The organism is Rhizobium sp. SL42 (genome assembly GCF_021729845.1).
Classification (GTDB): Bacteria; Pseudomonadota; Alphaproteobacteria; order Rhizobiales; family Rhizobiaceae; genus Allorhizobium.
In genome coordinates this window covers 393,458-413,340 of sequence record NZ_CP063398.1, presented here as the reverse complement: position 1 = coordinate 413,340, position 19,883 = coordinate 393,458, and the positions used below count along the sequence as shown (strand labels likewise).

Below are 19,883 nucleotides of genomic sequence, written 5' to 3'. Positions count from 1 at the left end.
CAAAAAAAGTTGATATTTTATTGAAGGATTAAGATTCCGCCCGGCAGCCGCGATACGGATGCGCCCGCGGCCGAGGCCAGGGAGCGGATCGTTCCTTCCGGATCCGTCAGGCGGTAGTTGCCGCTGACGAGCACGTGCCCGACACGATTGTTGGCAATGATCACAGGGCTGGGGTAGTAGCGGCCCACCTCGTCCAGAACGCTGGAAAGCCGGCGTTCGCTGAACACGATGCGCCCTTCGAGCCACGCGAGTGCGTTTTCGGTGCTGACGCTCGCCACCGGTGACAGCGACGTGGCAGTTGCCGAGATCGACTGCCCCGGATCGAGATGCGCGGTCGAAGCGCGATCGGGGAGATGGACGACCTGGACTGCGCCATGCTGGAGGACAACAAGATCTTCCTGGTCATCGGTTCTGACAGAAAAGCCGGTTCCCTTGACCTCTACCTCGGAGAAATGCCCCGCCACCTTGAACGGATGGGCTGCATCCGGGACGACGTCGAAAAAGGCCTCGCCCTGCAGTAGCTTGACCGAGCGTCTGCCGTCCTCGAAGTCGAGCGCGACGGCACTTGCCGTGTTCAAGGTCATGCGCGAACCATCTGGCAGGTCCAGCTCCTGCTTCGAGCCTGTCGCTGTCTGGTAGTCCGCCTGCCACCGTATCATCAGGCCCGGATATTGCTGAATGCCGACGGCAAGCAGGATGGAGGCTGCGATCGCGCCTGCCCAGCGCCAGACACGGGGACGAGTGGGGGTCGTGAATTGCAGGATCTCACCATCCTGGCGTGCCAGTCGCTGCGTGGCTGCCTCCAGTTCCGGCATGGCACCCAAAGCGACGAGCCTCGCATAGGTCTCGGCATGCCTTGGGTCTTGCCGACACCACTGCTCGAATCGCGCGCGCTCGGCAGCGTCTTCCGGCCGCGACTGCAACCGCAGCAGCCAGTCCAAGGCGGCATCCGTGACCGGATCAGCATGCATATAGGTCCCTGTGTCGCGCGCCCGCGTCCTGTCATTTGTCACTGAGGTCATCCGAAAGACAGTTGTGGTAAGGCTTCGCCCTATCGTTGAGACGATTTTCGCCGTGCAATCTCACAAAAATACTCCTTCTCCATATATTCGTGCTCGAAGATCATCGAGGCGTTCGGCAATCGATTTCAGATCCGTTCCAACCGCACAGCGGGGGAGACGGCTTGGCTCTTGTCTGGGTCAAGAGCGTTCGGCCTTTTCCAGGGCGTCGTGGCAATGTCCGATCGCCATTTTCAGGTCGTTGTAGACGGTGTTCGGCGAAACTCCGAGATGTTCGGCGATTTTCGGATAGGACCACTTTTCGATGCGGCTCAGAATCCACACCGTCTGCGCGCGCTTGGGCAGTCGCGACAGTGCGGAATAGAGCAGGGCGAGCCGCTCACGCTGGATCAAGGTTTCTTCAGGCGACGGGGCGGGAGTGGCAACATTGGCCGTCTCGCTTTCCGGAATTTCCTGGCTCACGACAGCGCCGGTCATCGCATGTCGCCTGAGATAGTCGATGGCGAGGTTGCGCGCGGTCTGGTGGAGGAACGCCTCCAGATGTTCGATAGGCCCGTTCTCGATCGCCTTGCGTGCCCGCAGATAAGTTTCCTGCGCAAGATCTTCTGCCGCCTGCGGATCGTGCACGATGCGCATGACCCCCCAGATCAGGGATTTGCGGCTCGACAGAAATGCACTGTTCAGGGCGGCATACATTCAGGCGGCCTCAGGGATGACGCAGAACAAAAGCGGGGCGACAGAGAGTTGTGCGAACAGCCATGGAACACGAGGCTCTTGAATGTTCTCTCCAGCGATTTGCCGGACATAAAATATGGAGCGCACGTGTCAAGTTTTATTGACAAAAAAGCACGCCAAAATAGTCTGCTCGGCAAACATGCACCGCCATAGTGGCCGCAATCCACGAATTGCAAGCTGAAACGCGTCGTCTGCGCTGACATGTCGATGGCCGCTGGGCGAAACGGTCGAGCAGAAGGAAGAATGAATAGCGCAAGGGGCCGACGACCTGCGTAGCCGGCCCCTTGCGCTCCAAACTTTCCGTGCGTTGCAGGCTGCCCTTGGACTATTCCTCGCGGAAAGCGCGCATGATCTGGTCCTGCATCGGCTTCGTCAGGTAGGAGACCACGGTTCTCTCATCCGTCTCGATATAGACCTCTACCGGCATTCCAGGCTGAAGCTTGGCGGCGAGCTTGCCAAGGTCGCTGCGGGAAAACGAGACGGTGGTCTTGTAGAAGGGAAGGCCGGTTGCCTTGTCGATGGATGTGCCGGCAGCGACAAATTCGACAGCGCCGCGCACCTCTGGCGTTGTCTGCTGGTTGAAGGCAATGAAACGCATGCGGGCCTGCTGATCCGTGCTGACGCGGTCGATATCGGTCGGCGCGACCTTGACGTCCACCCTGAGTTCCCCCTGTTCCGGCACCAGCGACATGATGGCTTGGCCCGGTGCCACGACACCGCCGATCGTATGCGCTTGCAAGTCGTAGATATAACCGGTCTCCGGTGCGCGAACGGTCGAACGGTCCAGCCGGTGGGCAACAGCGATCGCCCGTTGCTCAAGTTCGGCAAGCTGTGCATCGACGGTCAGAATTTCCTTCTGGACTTCCGATCGGGTATTCTGGTCGATCGAAATCAGCTTGATTTCCAGCTCGCTGGTTTCGGCCTGAGCTTCGGCGATCTTCGCCTCGATGTCGCCGATCGTGCCCCTTACCCGGACCATCTGGCGCCTCAGATCGCGCAATTCGGACGTTTTTGTCAGCCCCTTCTCAATCAGCCCGTTCTGAATTTCGATTTCCTCGGCCAATAGCTGTTGTTCTGCCTCACTCGCCTTGCGCTGCTCGCCCAATCCGCCGATCTGGTTCTTCAGCTGCGCCGACTGCATGCGCAACTGTCCTCTTTGATTTTCACGCATCTTGCGGTTTTCAAGCAGCAGCTTGCGTTCTTCTCGCTCGATCTCCGCCGGCAAGGATTTGCCATCGAAGACAAATGTCTCGAGGCCATCGCGCTCTGCAACGAGACGGGCGCGCATGGCGCCCAATTGCTGGATCTGGGTCTGGAGAATGCCGAGTTCGATCTTGGCCTGGGTTTCATCCAGCCTTAGGACGATATCGCCGCGCTTGACGAAATCGCCTGCTTTGACCGGGATATCGACGACGGTTCCACCATCTATATGCTGTACCTGCTTGATCTCGCCGGCGATGGCGATTTCGCCCTGGGAGATCACGGCACCGGCGAGTTTTGCCTGTGCTGCCCATCCGCCTATGCCGACGACCAGAAAGGCGGACAGCATGGTCGCCGAGACAAGACGGCTCCGGATGCCGTTGCCGCGAACATCGATCTGTTCAGGTCCGCTCGTGTCCAACTTGCTCATAGGATTGTCCCCCTCATTTCTGGTTGATGCGTCTGGTCGTCAAGCGATCTGGCCGTCTGTCAGGCCGATTGCGGTCAGGATGAAGTCCGAGCTGTCCAATGGATTGTGGCTGATCACCACCAGTTCGTAGTGATCGTCGTCATTCAGATCGGTGATGAGCTGAACAACCTGAATGTCTTCACCATCCTCGGTCATTTCACGGAACAGCTTGATCAGTGTCTTGTGGTCCTTGTCGTCAAGCGAGGTCACCATCGTGTCCCCGTCGTCGAATTGAAGTCGTCCCAATTCGCTGCCAAGCTTTGAAAAGTCGATCTTGTCACCGATCTCGAAATCATGGATTTCGTCTCGGCCCTTGCCGGAGTTCGACAATTGGGATGTCGTGCCGAAGACGAAGACGTCATCACCATCGTTGCCAACCAGGATGTTCACGGCATTGCTGGCCGTTAGACGGTCGTTGCCGGTGCCGCCGGTGGCATTTTCGACATGGACCAGCACGTCGGTTCCGATGTCGCTGCCCTCTGCGATGCCGGTATTCAGGTCTATATCGACTGAATTGGAAGCCTGGGATGCGTCATAGGTATCGCATCCTTCCCCGCCGTCGACATGATCATCGCCATCATCGTCGATGTCCCCGTCGCTTGCCTGAATTACTTCCCGAATTGCTGCCCGGAACAGATCATTGCCGGCGCCACCGGACAGATGGTCATCGCCAGCGCCTCCAGTGATGTCGTCGTCTCCATCGTGTCCGATAAGAACATTGTCAGACTGGTCACCGACAAGCACGTCATTGGCCGAGCCACCAATAGCGTTTTCGACCTGGAAGACACGATCCGTACCGATCTCGGTACCGCTTGCGGTGCATTCAGCAAGATCGATGGTAACGCTGGCCCGCACCGAAGAAGCATCATAGGTGTCGGCGCCGGCGGCACCATGGATCGTGTCATTGCCGTCGCTTGAAAAGGTTGTACCCGCGGCCGCCTGATCCGGCGACGGAAGATCATGCGAAAGAACTGTTGCTGTTCCAGCGACGAAGACATCGTCACCGTCTGCGCCAAGAAGTACGTCACTTCCGGCGCCTCCAGCCAGCGTGTCATGACCCGCTCCGCCATCAAGCACGTCGTCGCCGGCATCTCCGGACAGCACATCATTGTCAGCATCGCCGAACAGGCGGTCGTTGCCATCGCCGCCCAATATGACGTCATCGCCTGCGCCGCCTTGAGCCGAATCCTGGCCATCCTCGGCAAACACGATGTCATTGCCGGCACCGCCGAAGATGACATCGTTGCCGCTACCGCCAAAGATGCGGTCATTGCCGTTCCCGCCATGAATGACGTCAGCCCCATCACCGCCGAGCAACAGGTCGTCGCCTTCATCGCCGAAGATCATGTCGTCTGCTTCTCGACCGTAGACGATGTCGTCGCCGGCGCCTGCCAGAATGATGTCTTTTGTCGGCGTCCCGAGCAGGACATCTGCGCCATTGGTACCATTCGTTTCGCGGGCCGGCGTTTCGTTCAGCGTCAGCCAGGCCTTGCCGCCAACCGTACGAAGTCCGTCACCGATCGAGTATTGGAATGACACTAGGCCAACCATGTCGCGGTTCGGGGTGAAGATCCAGGCATCCGTGCCATAGGCGCGGATCGTTCCCGACGCCGTTTCGATATTCGAAACGACGAGCCGATCGCCGTCGGGATCGGTCGCGGCCCGCGCCAGGTCGGCCCAGGTCAGCACGATCGACAGATTGGCAAGGCCGGTTCCCAGATAGAGTGGTCCCGTCGACACAGGCGACCTGTTGACCTTGTCGGATCCGCCACCATTATTGCCATTGCCATTGCCATTGCCATTGCCATTGCCATTGCCGGGACCGGCGCCGCCGTTGCCGATACCGCCGCTATTGGGTTTCGTGCCGCCTGACCCTGCGCCACTGGAAGCGGTTGCGCCGCTAGAGGCCGCCATCTGGAAGCCGAATTTCAGCTTGCCAAAATCCGGTGGTGAGAAGTTGAAGGAATTCGTTCCGTCATCGATGCGAAATGGGCGGCTGGTCTGGCCGCGATAGCCATCGTCATCCGTGTAATGGATGGGTCGCAGATCGGCGGTGGCGAAATGATGGCGCACGAGACGCGGGGTCATGGTGTCGTTCTGTCTGTAGTCGTCGATGAACTTCTTCCAGAATGCGGCAAGTTCTTCAGCCAGCATGCTCGGAGTGGACGCCGCCATCATGCTCAGGTTTCCGTCTTGCGCTTCGTTCGCCGGCTGTCGATCGTCGCTGCGTGGATCTGCGTTTGGAGCCGGGTTGATGGTTTCCTGCATCCGACCGAGATATGTGCCGACCCCGACCGCAAGCAGCGCGAAGAATGCATGGGAGAAAAGCGGCTTGTCCTGTGGCTCGCGGCTGTCAAACCGGCGTGCGGGAGCCTTGGCGGCACCCGGTTGCTCCCGTTCGAGCACGAGTGGCTTGTCAAGCGTGTCCAACGGATCCATCAGCATTGGTCTTCCTCCGCGCCTGGGGCTTATTCTGCCGCGATCGACATGGCCTGGGGCATTGACTGGGGCATTGGATGGCGAGGCGGCGTCGAGACATTCGCCGGCGTCTTGACCACATCGTCCTTGGGCCCGAACGAGACCAGCCTGCCGCCCTGCACCACGCCGACCATGTCGACATATTGCAGGATGCTGGGTCGGTGGGCGACCAGGATGACGATCCCGCCGCGCTCGCGGACTTTGAGGATTGCCTCGCCGAGTGCCTGTTCACCCTCGGCGTCGAGATTGGAATTGGGCTCGTCAAGCACGACCAGGAAGGGATCGTCATAGAGCGCCCGAGCCAGGGCCACACGCTGACGCTGGCCGGCCGACAGAACCTGCCCGGCAACGCCGATATCCGTCTGGTAGCCGCTTGGCATGCGCACGATCAGGTCGTGGATGCCGGCAGTCTTGGCCGCCCGGAAAATCTTGCGGGCATTGGCGTCATCGTCGAAACGGGAAATGTTTTCGGCGATCGTTCCGTCCATTAGCGAAACATCCTGGGGCAGGTAGCCGATGTTGCTGGTGAAGAACTCCGTCGGCCATTGCTTCAGGTCGGCGCCGTCGACCCTGATTGCGCCGCGTAGCGCTGGCCAGATGCCGAGGATCGACCGGACCAGCGTCGTCTTGCCGCCGCCACTCGGGCCGATCAGCGCAAGTGCCTGGCCTGCTTTCAGCTGGAAGCTGACATCGGTCAGAAGCACCGTGCCTGACGTTGGCGCGACGGTTGTTATGTTTTCGACGGTCAAAGTCTCGGATGGCGCCGGAAGATCGAACCGGGTGTCGGGGCGATTGAGGACGGCAAGCGTGTCCTTGATCCGGTTCCAGCTGCGTCGGGCCGCCATCACGCCCTTCCACTGGGCAATCGCCTGGTCGACAGGTGCCAGCGCCTTGCCGGTGATGATCGACGATGCAATGATCGATCCGGCCGACATGTCGCCCTTGATGGTCAGATAAGCGCCGACACCGAGAATGGCGGACTGGAGCATCATGCGCAGGACCTTCGATATTCCGGCAAAGGTGCCGGAGATGTCGGATGTCGCGGTCTGTGCATCGATATGCCGGACATTTGCCTGCTCAAAGCGATCGAGCGCCCGTTCCGTCATGCCCATCGAATAGAGGACATCGCCGTTGCGCAGGTGGTTGTCGGCCACGACATTGCGGTGCACCGCCGTGCGCGCCAGGTCGCGTGCATGGCGGCGCGACAGGAGTTCGGCCGCGAGCGTCAGGCAAGAGAGGAAGATGGCGCCGCCCAGCGTCAGCATGCCGAGCACCGGATGAAGCAGCCACACAAAGATCAGATAGACCGGGATCCATGGCAGGTCGAAAAGTGCGACCGGGCCGGCGCCGCTGAGGAAGCCGCGAACGGTGTCGACATCCCTGCCGCGTTCGGCAGCTTCTGCCGGTGCATAGCCGAAACGTGGCATTTCGATTACCACCTTGTGCACCAGCGGTGCGATCTTGGCGTCGATGTTGGCGGCGAAACGCACGAGAATCTGGGAACGGATGATATCGAACAGGCCCTGGAACAGATAAAGGCCGATTGCGATCGCGGACAGCCACAGCAGGGTCGGTATGCTTCCGCTTGTCAGCGCCCGATCATAGACCTGCATCATGTAGAATGCGCCGGTCAGTGCCAGGATGTTGATGATCCCGGAAAGTCCGAAGACGAACCAGAGAAGACTGCCAATGCCGCGGATGGTGTAGCTTGCTTGTTTGCTCATGATCTTGCCCCTTCGCCCTTGTCTGCCCGGCCATGGTCATGGCCGGGCCGCCCCGTTTGTCAGGCCCTGTCAGGCAACGCCGATGAAGTCGTTGGCTGTCAGGTTGTGACGACCGTGCAGCGCCAGTTCGAAGTCAGCGCCATCGTCGCCCTGGGTGTTGCCACGAATGACGGTGAATTCCTCGCCCTCGCGCAGTTCGTGCGTCACCGTGACATCGCCGATGCCTGTCATGGTCGTCCCGGCGGTCAGGTGCAGGTTTGTGCCTGTCCCTGAGAAGTCGATGCGGTCGCCGGCCTGGAAGCCATAGATCGTGTCGCCATTGGCCGCAGCCGCGGAGTTGAACTTGAACACGTCGTCGCCAAGGCCGCCGTCCATGATGTTGACGGCGCTCGACGCGGTGACCACGTCATGGCCCGATCCGCCGATGAAGTTTTCGAAGCCATAGAAGGTATCGCTGCCCGTCGATCCGCCGCTGACCGAGCCTCTGCCCATGAAGCCATTGCCGAGGTCGACTGTCAGGCCGTTGCTGTTGACGGAATAGTCCAGCGTGTCGACGCCTTCTTCGCCATGATAGACATCGTTGCCGTCGTTCGCGGTCGATAGAACGGTGTCGTTGCCGGCACCTGCCCAGATCCGTTCGGCACCGGCACCGCCCTCGATGATGTCGTCGCCGTCATCCGCGAAGATCAGGTCGTCACCCTCGCTGCCGAAGATCACATCCCGGCCGTTGCCGGCATGGATCTCGTCAGCACCGCTGCCGCCCGTGATCACATCGTCGCCGTCACCGCCTAGAATGACATCGTCGCCGGCTTCGCCGCGCAGGATGTCCGCACCGCCGTCGCCAGACAGGACATCGGTTCCTTCACCGCCGAGTGCGACGTCATTTCCGGCAGCGCCTTGCAGGACATCGCTTGCACCCGTTCCGATGAGTGTCTTGGCCGCGACCGAGGCGGGCGGTGTGACTATGTCCCCATCGCCATCTTCGTCACTGTCGTCGTCTTGATCGTCAGTTTCATCGTCGGTGTCGTCCTCATCGGTATCGTCACCGTCCGTCTCGTCGTCCCCATCATCATCGGTGCCCCCGATGTCGTCGTCGTCATCATCGTGGTCGTTGTCGACGGTGCCATCATCATCATTCTGATCGTCATCGTCATCGTCATTCTCATTGTCCGCCCCGTCCTCTAGTTCGGAAGAGAAGATATCCTCCGGAAGCCCGGTCAGCCCGGTGTTGCGTTCGATGATGTCGGCGAATTCCTGTCCGTCGATGAAGTTTTCGTAGAGATCGAAGTTGTCGAAGCGCTCCTTGTAGTAGAAGCGATCGGCTTCCTGCAGGCGGTCGAACTGTTCATGCAGGATCGCCCAGAAGGTCGAGCCGGCCATGCCGCCGTTGAAATGCGCTTCCGCAAGGCCGCCGACCCAGAGATCGACGCGGTCGATGCCCTTGACGAGACCGGTTCCGTCCGTCTGGACGGCAACGATGTCGCCATTGATTGCCTTGAATGCATTGATCTGGTCGGCACGTAGTACGAGATCCGGATAGGCGGCCATGAATTGGGCGATCACAATGTCGGTCAGGCCGTTGCGGGTCTGGAAATCCTGCCAGCTGGAATAAGGGTTCACCGAACCACCATTGGCGGAAAGGAAGTCGACGGCAAACTTCACGTAGGGGTCCGTCGAATTCTGCAGGCTTGCCTTCACTTGGTTCAAGGTGCCAAGGCCGACATCACGGCCGCGCGCCACATTGAAGGCGAAGAGGTCGGCGCGGATGCGGACCAGGTCATTGCGGACCGCATCGACGATGTTGAAATCGACTTCTTCCGCCGGCTGCTCGACGATGCCGGCCAGGATCGCCCCGGTGCCCAGTTGCTCATAGCCGGGCTGCGGATCGTAGCCCATCGCCTGCAACTGGATGAGTTGCTCGGGCGTGAACACGTCATTGCTCGGGTTGAGGAAGGCGTCGAACAGATTGACTGAGTAGTTCTGTCCGTCGTCACCCTTGACGGTAATCGTATCACCGATCAGCGAATGGCCAATGCGGTAGACCGCGGCTGCGAATTCATGGCTGATGCTGGCCGTGGCTTCGGGGTTATATGCTTCGAAGCCATGGTCGCCATCACCCTGTATGCCGCCGATCAGCGCATCGGCAAATTCGGTGAAGACGACACGCTGGTATTCGGCCTCGTTGACCATCTTGGCCGCCTGGAACAGTTCTTCTGCCGTGCCGACAAATCCGGCATCGAGCAATGTGTCGATGTGGAAGTTGTGGTTGCGAGCCCAGATCGTGTGCATCGAGGTCAGCGTGACATTTTCATTGGTCCGGCCATCACCGCCGACATAGTGGTCGAGCAGGTTGATCACCGGATTTGTGTCAAGCAGCAAGGCATGGTCCGAGCCCATGAAATTGCCGGCCAGAGCACGCACTGTCGCGCCGTGATAGCTGTTCGTGGCGCTGTTCCACAAGTTGGGATAGTAGCCATCGATGGTGATGCCACCGGCCGGCAGGCCGGGACCGGTAAACAGTGTACCTGCTTCGCGGTGATGATCGAGTAGTTCGCGCAGGGTCGACATCAGCTCGAAGCCGGGTGCAGACGGGTCGTCCCCTCCCATCAGGATCCGCGAACCATATCCATGATTGCCATCGCTTTCGCGCAGCAACTGGCCGACAATCATGTTTGACCCATAGACCTGGTTTTGATCGACATAGGCCGAGGTCTTGTTGATATGCTGCGGGATGTCGTCAGCCGACGCCAGTGGCTCGGCCAGCGAACCGCGGGTAAGGTCGGTGAAGTTGGATGCTGCAGGTCCCGGAATGTCCACACCATCGATGACGACCTGTCCGGCGCCACCCTTGGGCAGGAAATCGAGGCCGTGGTCGAAATATTGGCCAAAGGCCATGAAGAAGATGTTGGCCTTGTTGGCATTGTTCGGTAGATCCAGCTCCTGTTCGCCCAGGACATTGGAGATCTGCCGCGGATCCAGTCCGTCGAAGATCGGATTGAGTGCGCGGTTGATGATCGCGCCCGTGCTGTCGGTAACGACGCCTTCGCCGTAGCGTGCCTCAGTAAGGCGAATGAACGGCTGATCGGCGGCGCCAAATCCGGCATTGCCATCATTGTTGCCTTGCCCAGACAGGCTGCGGACCCCGACGGCACCGTTGGTATCATCATCGTCGGCAAAGGCTGGCAAACCACGCACGAGGTTGGTGATGCCGGCGACGTCCCTGGCGGTCAATGCAAACGGGCCAGTCGGTTCGCTGCCACTGTTGTCGTCATCGTCGCCGTTTGCACCGATCGGCAAAAGCGTCGGGGTCTGGCCGGTAAACGTGATCGAGTGCGAGCCGTTGGACAGGGTCTTGGTGCCATTGGCATTCACCGTCTCGATGTAGTCCGCCGGATCGGCACTATCTGGGATCTCGATGCGATCCTGGGACCGCAAAGTACCGATCAGCGTGTCATTGCCACCGTTCGAGCGAAACAGGATGCGGTGAGCGGATGCAAGGCCGCTCAGATTGACAGTGTCGTCACCCTCCGAGCCATTGATGGTAATGGTATTGAAGTTCAGGCTGGTTCCGTTGAAGTTGCCGAGCGTGGTGACATTGTCGTTACCGGCACCGGTATTGATGACGATCTCTTCGACATTGTCGAGTTCGACGGCAACCTGTCCGTTACGTGTGATGACGATCTCCGTCGTGTTGAGAAGGCCGGTAATGCCATTCGCCAGAGCGGCTGCACGGCTGTAGACGACAAAGGCTTCGTTCTCTTCATTGCCCTCGATGCGGATAGTGTCGCCGGCGGCGGCGTTGGCCTCGCCGTTGAACCGGTCTAGGCCGTCGCCGACGTTCCACACCATGATGTCGTCGCCGGTGCCTGCCAGGATGGTATCATTGCCACCACCGCTGAAGATGATGTCGTTGCCGCCGCCTGCGTTGATCGCGCTTGCGGCACCGTCGGCAACGATGATCTCCGCGTTTGCGCCGCCATTGATGGCGCCGGCATCAAAATTCACCGAAACTGTCGCGGTGTCATTGGCGAGGCCGTCGGTTGCGGTATAGGTGGCCGATCTGCCTTGCTGCGTGTTGTAGCCGAATGTCGTGACGCCACCGGAACGGGCGACCGAGAAATTGGTCTGGTTCTCCGTGATGCCCGTGATCGAGAGCGCTCCGTCCAGATCCACGTCATTGGCGAGCAGGACCCAGTCCGGCAGGGCGAAATTGGTCTGGATATTGGTGATGACAATGTCATTTACGGCATTCGGCAGGTCGTTTAGCGCCGTGACATTGACGGTGGTGCGCGCAACGTTTGAGGAAAGCAGGCCGTCATTGACGGTGACTTCAATCACGCGCGGTGTGGTGTTCGGGTTCTCTGAAGTGTTGCGATAGCTGATCGACTGGATGGCACTCTGATAGGCCGCCAGCGAGGCAACGCCTTCCAAAGTCACGACAATGGTCGAGCCGACAGCCTGGGTCGTCGCCGAGATCGTTGCATTCGGACCGGTGAGGGCGTTCGGAATGACGAATTCGTCGTCGGCGAAGGCATTGGTCAGCACGATGCGGGCCGAGGCGAGGGTCTCGCCGTCATCGGTGATGCGCGGCAGCGAGGCGATCGCTGTCGCTGCGGCGTTCTCCGTGTAGCTTGTGACGATGTCGACGGAGGCCGGATTGGCCGGAACTTCGAAGACGGCATTGATGCTGACATTGTCGATCGTGAAGGTTTCGCCGTTGTCCAGTGTGTTGTTGGCGCGGAAGCGGATGGCAGCATTGGCGGTGTATTGAACCTCCGTCGGCAGAGTGACCGAGATGTTGCCGCCGTTGTTACCGTTGAACGTGCGCAATGTGGTGAAGGTGGTGCCGTCAGCGGCGAATTCGAAGAGGATTTCCTCGTCATCTCCCAAGATGGGGAAGGCGGTGACGTTGACGTCGCTAATCGAGAAGGTAACGACCGCAGACGATGCACCTTCAAGGTTCAATGCCCGGGTGACCGAGGCATTGTCGGCATTGCCCGTAGAGAAGGTCAATGTGCCTGCATTGGTTACCTGGACGCTTCCTGTCGTCGCACTGCCATTGGCGTCGTCTCCCGTTTCCGTCCAGGCGGCATTGAAACTGCCATTGGTGCCGTTATTGTTGGCATAGGAACGGGTACTGAAAGTGTCGGCCCAGTTGCGGTTGACGATGTCGAAGCCGTTGAGTTCAATTTCCGGCGCGATCAGCGAGACCGTCCGGTCGGCAAACTGCAGCTTCTCGATGTTCCACAGCCGGTCGATGCCGTCGGCTGCCAGCTGTCGACCGGTGATCGGATCGACGCCACCGACGGTCGGATTGACGTGGTTGACGGTAAAGCTTCCGTCCTCGTTCGCGGTGATTTGGTAGTTGTCGAAATTGTCCCAGTAGACAGCCGTGTCGATATCGCCGGCATTGCCGCCATTGACGATTTCACGAACGATGGTCAAAGCGCCGGGATTGACGACGCGGCCGAACATCAACTGATCGAGGGTAAGGCCGTTGAAAGCGGGTACGGCGCCAGGATCGGGCGCCCCGTCCACATAGTCCGCAAGCCTCCAGACGACATCGTCGAGACCATCGACGGTATAGGCGACGCCGCCATGGGTGAAGCCGATGCGGACATTGAGCCAGCTGTCGCCGTCGATCACGTCGTCGCCGCCACGGCCCTCGATCAGGTCGCTGCCTCCGCCACCGAGGAGTATATTGCCGTCGTCGAAGGCGACTTCGGTTTCGCGGGCTGTCTCGCCCACCGTAATGCTGTTCTGCACCAGGTCGCCGAGCAGTTGACGAAGACCGGTGATGCGATCAACGCCGGCTTGGCTGAGGTGGTGCTTGACCATAGTGCCCTCGGCACCGGCAAGGTTTGCACCCGGATTGACCTCCGGCTCTGCCGGTGGCGTGGTGGGAAATGCGGTCGCGCGGTCATCGCCCCTTAGTACGTCGTTCGACTTGTATCCTGACAAGCCTTCGACAGCGTCGAAGCGGTTGCGCAGGATATCCTGTTGTTCGGTCGTGAAGATCGGACGCAGAAGATCGCCGTCCGCCGACTTGGTGGAGCCCTTGTAGGCCGCCCAGTCATAGCCCCACATCCCCTCATTGCGCATGACGCTTTCGCCCTGCACCATGATGTCGTCGCCGGATTCAGCGTCGAAGTCATGCTCGTTCTCTCCGGCGAACATGACATCGTGGCCGATGATCGTCGAATTGAAGAAGAGTTCGGAATTGTCACCGGCTGTCGTATCGAAGCCATTGCCGGCCTCGATCCAGTCGTCGCCCTCATTGCCGAGCAGGAAGTCTGAGCCTTCGCCGCCGAGCATGAAGTCGTTGCCTTCGCCGCCGAACATTTCCTTGCCGTCGGGACCGGCGATCAGGAAGTCGGAGCCCTGGTTGCCGAAGACCAGCGCGAGACCGGAGCCGCCATGGACGACATCATTGCCTTCCTCGCCCATCAGGAAGTCGGTCTCACCGATATCGGTACCCGAATTGGTGATGATGTCGTCGCCTGTGCCGCCATGCACCTTGTCGACGCCATAGCCGGCCTCTATGCGGTCATTGCCGCCGCGGCCCCAGACTGTATCGTCGCCGCCGCCGGCAATGATCGTATCGTCCTGGTTTGTGCCCTGGATGAGGGCATGGTCCAGACTGTTGAACTGGATGAAATTGGCGCCCCGCTGCACCATGGGCGACAGTGCGTTCTGGAACGGATCTTCGCCCATCGGGTCCGGACCGGCCCACTTGGCCTGTTCTGCCGGGTCGACATATAGCACATGGTCCGGGACCGAGAAGATGTCGCCCGGAACGGCATAGCCGCTCTCGCCGATGTCCGTATTGCGGATGACAAGTTCGGCCAGCGAGTTCGCCTCCAGCTCGTTCAGTAGGTTGAGGCCCTGGGTGCGCGAAAGATAGTAGAAGCGGTCGCCGTTCTGCAGGTTTTCGAGTTGCAGTTCGAAGACGAAGGAGAAGGTGGAGCCCAGCATGCCGCCGAAGGCCATCTTCTTTTCGGCAAGACCACCGACCCAGAGGTCAACGTCGTTGAGACCGCCGAGTCCGGCCGCGTAGATACCGGTGCCGTTGAGGAACGCCTGCCGGTCCACTTCGTCGAGCGAGGCGCTGCCGAAGACCAGGTTCATGGCCGCATCGCGCCTGGCATCGGTGGTCGTGGCCGAGGTAATCGTCGAATGCGTGCCATAGGCGGCAATGAAATTGACGATTGAGGCCGAGTTCTTCAGGTTCATCCCGAAGTCGATCCAGTTCTTGTACGGATCGAGCTGGGTATCGCCACTAGCGATTTCTTTGAACTGCGCACGAGCAGCATTGAGGCTTGGAATGCCCGTTTCCCGACCGCGAGCGATGTTGAGTGCAGGAAGGTCAAGTGGGATGCCGACCAAATGGTTACGCAGGACGTCGGTGACGTATTCGTCGATCTCGTTGCCGACCTGGCCCGTCATGCCGCGAATGACGGCACCGGCCCCCTGCTCGGCGGTGATGGTCCCCGGCGCATAGGCGAGCGGATTGAGGAAGGCATCGAACAGGTCCATCGATGAACCGACGCCGTCGGCGTCTATGCTGTCGACGGTTTCGTTCAGCATCGAGTGGCCGAAGCGATAGACCACATGGGCGAACTCGGCGAAGATCGCCGGATCGATATCCATCGACGGGTTGAATACGAAGAGGTCGATGTCGGGTTGGATTTTCCGGGCGAATTCTTCGAACACGAGATGCTGATACTGCATTTCAGTGGTGAAACGTGCGGCCTGGAACAGGCGCTCACCGTCCCAATTCAGCGTGCCAAGGTCCTGGGGCAGGGACTGAACATCCGTTGAGAGCCACTCGTTTAGGAAGGCGAAATCGCCGGCTTGAGCTGCTTCGATCGCGCGCTCCTTGACTTGCTCCACCGTCTTGTTGTGTTCGGAATGGAAGATGTGGTGAACGGCGGTCAGGCCTATGTTTTCATTGCCGCGACCGTCGCCGGTAATGAAATGGGCGTCGAGCAGTTCGTTGTCGTACGTTGTTGCCTGCCCGACATTGTTGAGGGGAATGGCATTGCCCGCGTCCGTGTCGGCATCAGCCGTTTTCTGAATGGCGGCGGTCGACGGATTGCGATCGTGATCAACGAGGCCGGGCACGGCATTGTGCGCAATGTCGTCAAGGAAGGCGTGTCCTGTGAGGACGGCATTCGCAAGGCTGATCGGTGCGGCAGGATTGCCTTCGACGAGACCATTCGCGGTTATGAGTTGCGGGAACCCGTTCGTGCCTCGGATGAACTCGCCGTAAGCGTCCATCAGGAAGAGGGGAACCGTTCCGACATACTCGTCGGTGAGGTTGATCCCGAGAATTGTCCTCGCTTGCTCCTTCACTTCGCCCCAAGTGGCAATGCCCTTGGCACCTTCGAGCAAATGTCCCGTCGCCATCGGCTTGCCAGCGCCGTCAAGGTCGTATTCCCGCAGGAATAGTTGTTTCGAGGCCGTGGAGGAGTAGGTTTGGTTCTGGTCGATGAAGGGTGTCGTGAAGTTGCGCGGCTCCAGAGGCGAGCGGGTGAGCACCATGTAATTGGTAAAGCTCCCTGGAACATAGAGCGGGTCATCGGGAGAGAGGGGAATGTAGATCTTGTCGTTTCCGCCCTTTTCCACGAGGTCGAGACCGTGGTCAAAGAACTGCCCGAACAAAGTGAACCAGGAATTGTAAGGCGCTGACAGGCCCTCATCGGGGGCCACGTTTTCGATAAGCACCGATGGGCCGTCGAACGCGATGCCGTAGCGGCTTTCCAGACCTTCATAGGCTGGGTCGGCATCTGTGGCCGGACGGTCCGAGGCCAGCATCTCCGTCACTTCCGCCGCAAGCACGGCAACGGTTTTCTGTTGGGCCAGAGGAAGAAGCGCGTTATCTGCCTTGGCGTCATTCAATGCCGCGGTGAATTCGGCGCGGATCGCGCTCACTGCAGCCATGATGTCGCCAGAGTATCCAGACTGCTTGAGCGCGGTGTAGATCGCGGCCGGATTGGCCATCGTCTGGTCGACGATCAGGTTGGAGATGAGCCGCGGATCGGCATCGGCAACGGCGCCGCCCGGGGTGTAGGCGCTGTTGGATATTGTCGTGAAACTTGGACCAGCCTGGGAAAAGCCAGTAAGAAGTTGGAACGTGTCGCCGTCGCCGGCGCGCCAACCCTGCTCCAGCAACCGGACGAATGGCTGGTCGGCGGCGCCCCAGTTCTCCCGGCCCTCGGCCAGATTGTTGTAGCTGCCATCGACCGTGCGCAGACCATAGGGTACGTGTTCGGCACTGATCGCGAGTGCCAGCCCCAGATCCGTCACGGTCTGAGCCACATTCGCCACAAGGATACGCTGACCATCGTTGCCGACCGGAAAGCCCTCATTGTCCAGTGTGTATGTATTGCCGTCCTGATCGGTCCAGATCTCCGTGAGACCCGCAGCAAAGTCACCGGAATGCGCGGTTGAATTTGCCTCAGCGATCTTGATCTGCTTGAGAATGAATTCCAGGTCGTGCGTGTTCAGCTGAACCATCTGATATCAGGGGCCGTGCCCCGCCTCCCAAGTTTCGAACCCGATGCGCCGCTTCGTCCCCCATGGACATCTGGAGCTGGCATCCCACCTGCCACGATGCCAGAACCTCCCGTCTTTAAAAGGGAACATGGTCCAACGATAAATCGGCATATGGTCTGAGAATTCTTCGGACCATGGTCGGAAGACGCGCGGGGAGATATTGCTGTACGACAATGCGATCCGAGTTACATTTTATGTTTGATTTAAAGAGTTTGACCTAGGGTTTGCGTTTCAGTTCGATGCTCGCGTTGGAGGGAATCATGCGTGAGACTTCAGGGCCTGCGGAAAAAACTGCAATGCTGGTGCTGGCGTCGGGACGCCGGGAGAGATGGCTCGGCACAGCCATGACGTCGATCGCCAATCTCTCGATTGCCAACCAGTTTCTGATCGCCGCTTCCATCGTGGTCTTCGGCCTGATGGCAGCTGTCGGTCTCTACACCGGCGCCCAGATCGAGCATTCGGCACTCAGTGCGGCTGGCTCTGCCGGTGCCGCACGCATGCAGACCTCGATCGCGCCGCTTCTGCGCCGCAGCGCGGATGGTTCGTTCCTGTTCGATGAACAGCTCAGTCGCGATATTAATCTTCTTATCGGCCAGGGCCCGGAAGGTCAGCGCATAACCAATGTCAAAATATGGCTGGCCGACGGGACGACGGCCTTCTCCGTTCATGGCGAGCGTGCAGGCGAGAACCAGATGTTCCCTGAATTGGAGGATGCGCTGGCTGGCAAAACGGTCGTGTCGCGCACAGTTGAGCACAAGCATGAGTACTCCCAAGCCGAGATGGATGGAGCGCAGCTGGAAATCTATGCGCCGCTTGTGATCGACGTCTCCGGCAAGGTAGCTTTGGCGGGCGAGATCTACCTGGAGTCAAAAATGCTTGAGGCGCAGATATCGCGCTCCCGAGCAATCTCGATGATTGCGGTCTTTCTGGTGTCGGTTCCCATGTTGTCGCTTCTCTACCTGATTGTCCGTCGAAGCGGCCGTGTCATAGAAGAACAGAGACAGACCTTGCGTGAAAGCCTGCGCAACGCGATTGACCTGTCGATCGAAAATAACCGGTTGAGGCTCATGGCGGACAACGCGCGTGTCGAGGCCGGCAAGCTGAACGAGCGCATCCTCGATCAGATCGGTGCCGACTTGCACGACGGTTCGCTCCAGGTTCTCACTTTGGTGAAGCTCAGGTTGAGCGATCTCTTGTCGGCCGATGACCTGCAAGAGAGTAGGCGAACCTCGCTTGGCAAGCTTCTGGACCTCGTCTCGATGACGTTGGAAGAACTGCGCAATGTTTCTGCGGGCCTGATCTTGCCGGAGCTCGAACATGTGTCAGTTCGCGAGGCTATCGAACTGGCACTGAAGCGCTACCTCGAAATCACCGGCTGCGAGGTAAAGCTTGAGTTTCGCAACGATATCGACCTCAGGGTGCATGACCTGTCAATCTGCCTCTACCGTTTTGTCCTTGAGGGCCTGATGAACAGTTATCGCCACGCTCGAGGCAATCGACAGATGGTCAGGTGTGAACTCATCCGGGGACGGCTCTACGTTAGTGTCGCCGACTTTGGTGCACGGCAGGTTCTGTCGTCCGCCAAGGAGGTGCAACGGGCGCGCCTGGGCAAGGTCAGCCAGAAGAGACGTATTCGCTCCTTCGGTGGACGGATGCGGTATTTTCCAAGGCCTACCGGATCCATCGCCGTGGCGCTGCTGCCGATCAATGCCTGATCACTTCGGGCTGGGAGGGGAGCGCATCTGATGAACGGTCACGTGCCACGGCCCGGTTCTTGACGGCAATCACCAACTGCACGCGGTTGCGCACATTCAGCTTCTGCATGAGCGATGTCATGTAGTGTTTGACCGTCTTCTCACTGATGTTGATCGCTTGCCCGATCTCGCGATTGGTCAATCCCTTGAGCAAGCCGCTGACGATCTGCTCTTCGCGGTGATGCAGTCGCGCCGGAGAAGGCAGGCTCTTTCGACGCATCTGGTCGGTCTTCATCGACACGATCACCTTGGTAGCAAAGCCTGGGGTCACATAGGTTTCACCCCGACAGGCAATCTTGATCGCCTCGTGCAGCTCCGAAGAGGAACTTCCTTTCAGGACATAGGCCGAAACGCCAGCTTCCAGAAGTTCAATGGCAGGTTGAATCATGTTGCTGGCAGTAAAGACAATCACCTTTGTTGCGGAAGAGCTGGTCATGATCTGTGCAATTGCAGCAAAAGTATCGCCAGGCATGGTCAGATCCATGACGATCGCATCCGGTTCAAGTTCTTCAACGATCCGCACGGCGTCGCAGGCAGAGTGGCCCATAGCCACGACTTCAAGGTCACTTTTTTCACTGTAGAGGCTTACAAGCCCCTCAAGCAAAACATGGTGGTCATCAATAAAAGCGACACGTATTTTCATCACGCAACCCGTCTATTTTTTTCATTATTAGCGTTATTCCTGAATTAGATAAAGCGGATGGTAAAAGAGTGGTTAATCGAGGTTGAGTTAGAAGGATGAGGATTACCAACCGAAGATGGTAGCCTGTTTTCTCTACCGCGCCGGCCCTGTTTTTCGATTGGTGGGTATGGGTGGATGCCTGAATTTTGCGGGTGGAACGCAGTGCCGCATCTGTGAGGGTGCGACATCAAGGGTTTGATATCAATCAATATTGTCTGAAGAGATTGATTGAAACGTGCTTAAACGTCACGCCGCTTGCTGCGG

At 59.1% G+C, this 19,883-nt stretch carries 8 protein-coding genes; 1 reads left to right on the top strand and 7 read right to left on the bottom strand.

Features of this window, described 5'->3' with window-relative positions:
• Window positions 1–17: 17 nt before the first annotated feature.
• From IM739_RS20825 to IM739_RS20800, 6 genes are all read right to left on the bottom strand, one after another.
• Window positions 18–1,022, bottom strand: a complete 1,005-nt coding sequence (locus IM739_RS20825; RefSeq protein ID WP_442981155.1) for a FecR family protein — start codon at window positions 1,020–1,022, stop codon at window positions 18–20.
• A gap of 177 nt (window positions 1,023–1,199) precedes the next feature.
• A complete protein-coding gene (locus IM739_RS20820) occupies window positions 1,200–1,715 on the bottom strand; it encodes an RNA polymerase sigma factor (protein ID WP_237371149.1) in 516 nt (171 codons plus the stop codon).
• A gap of 364 nt (window positions 1,716–2,079) precedes the next feature.
• Window positions 2,080–3,384 carry an HlyD family type I secretion periplasmic adaptor subunit gene (locus tag IM739_RS20815; RefSeq protein WP_237371148.1) on the bottom strand — a complete coding sequence of 435 codons (1,305 nt, stop codon included), beginning with the start codon at window positions 3,382–3,384 and terminating at the stop codon, window positions 2,080–2,082.
• 39 nt (window positions 3,385–3,423) lie between these two features.
• A complete protein-coding gene (locus tag IM739_RS20810; RefSeq protein ID WP_237371147.1) occupies window positions 3,424–5,868 on the bottom strand; it encodes a cadherin-like domain-containing protein in 2,445 nt (814 codons plus the stop codon).
• A 23-nt stretch (window positions 5,869–5,891) separates the two neighbouring features.
• Window positions 5,892–7,625 carry a type I secretion system permease/ATPase gene (locus IM739_RS20805; protein ID WP_237371146.1) on the bottom strand — a complete coding sequence of 578 codons (1,734 nt, stop codon included), beginning with the start codon at window positions 7,623–7,625 and terminating at the stop codon, window positions 5,892–5,894.
• A 69-nt stretch (window positions 7,626–7,694) separates the two neighbouring features.
• The gene (locus IM739_RS20800) at window positions 7,695–17,144 is read right to left on the bottom strand and encodes a peroxidase family protein (RefSeq protein ID WP_237371145.1); all 9,450 of its coding nucleotides are present in this window, start codon (window positions 17,142–17,144) and stop codon (window positions 7,695–7,697) included.
• 299 nt (window positions 17,145–17,443) lie between these two features.
• Here IM739_RS20800 and IM739_RS20795 point away from each other — a divergent pair, with 299 nt between their 5' ends.
• Window positions 17,444–18,898, top strand: coding sequence for a sensor histidine kinase (locus IM739_RS20795; RefSeq protein ID WP_237371144.1), 1,455 nt, complete (start codon window positions 17,444–17,446; stop codon window positions 18,896–18,898).
• On the opposite strand, the gene IM739_RS20790 is transcribed toward IM739_RS20795, so the two are convergent.
• Window positions 18,888–19,580 carry a response regulator gene (locus IM739_RS20790; RefSeq protein WP_237371143.1) on the bottom strand — a complete coding sequence of 231 codons (693 nt, stop codon included), beginning with the start codon at window positions 19,578–19,580 and terminating at the stop codon, window positions 18,888–18,890. The two genes, IM739_RS20795 and IM739_RS20790, sit on opposite strands and share 11 nt — an antisense overlap.
• Between the last annotated feature and the right edge of the window lie 303 nt (window positions 19,581–19,883).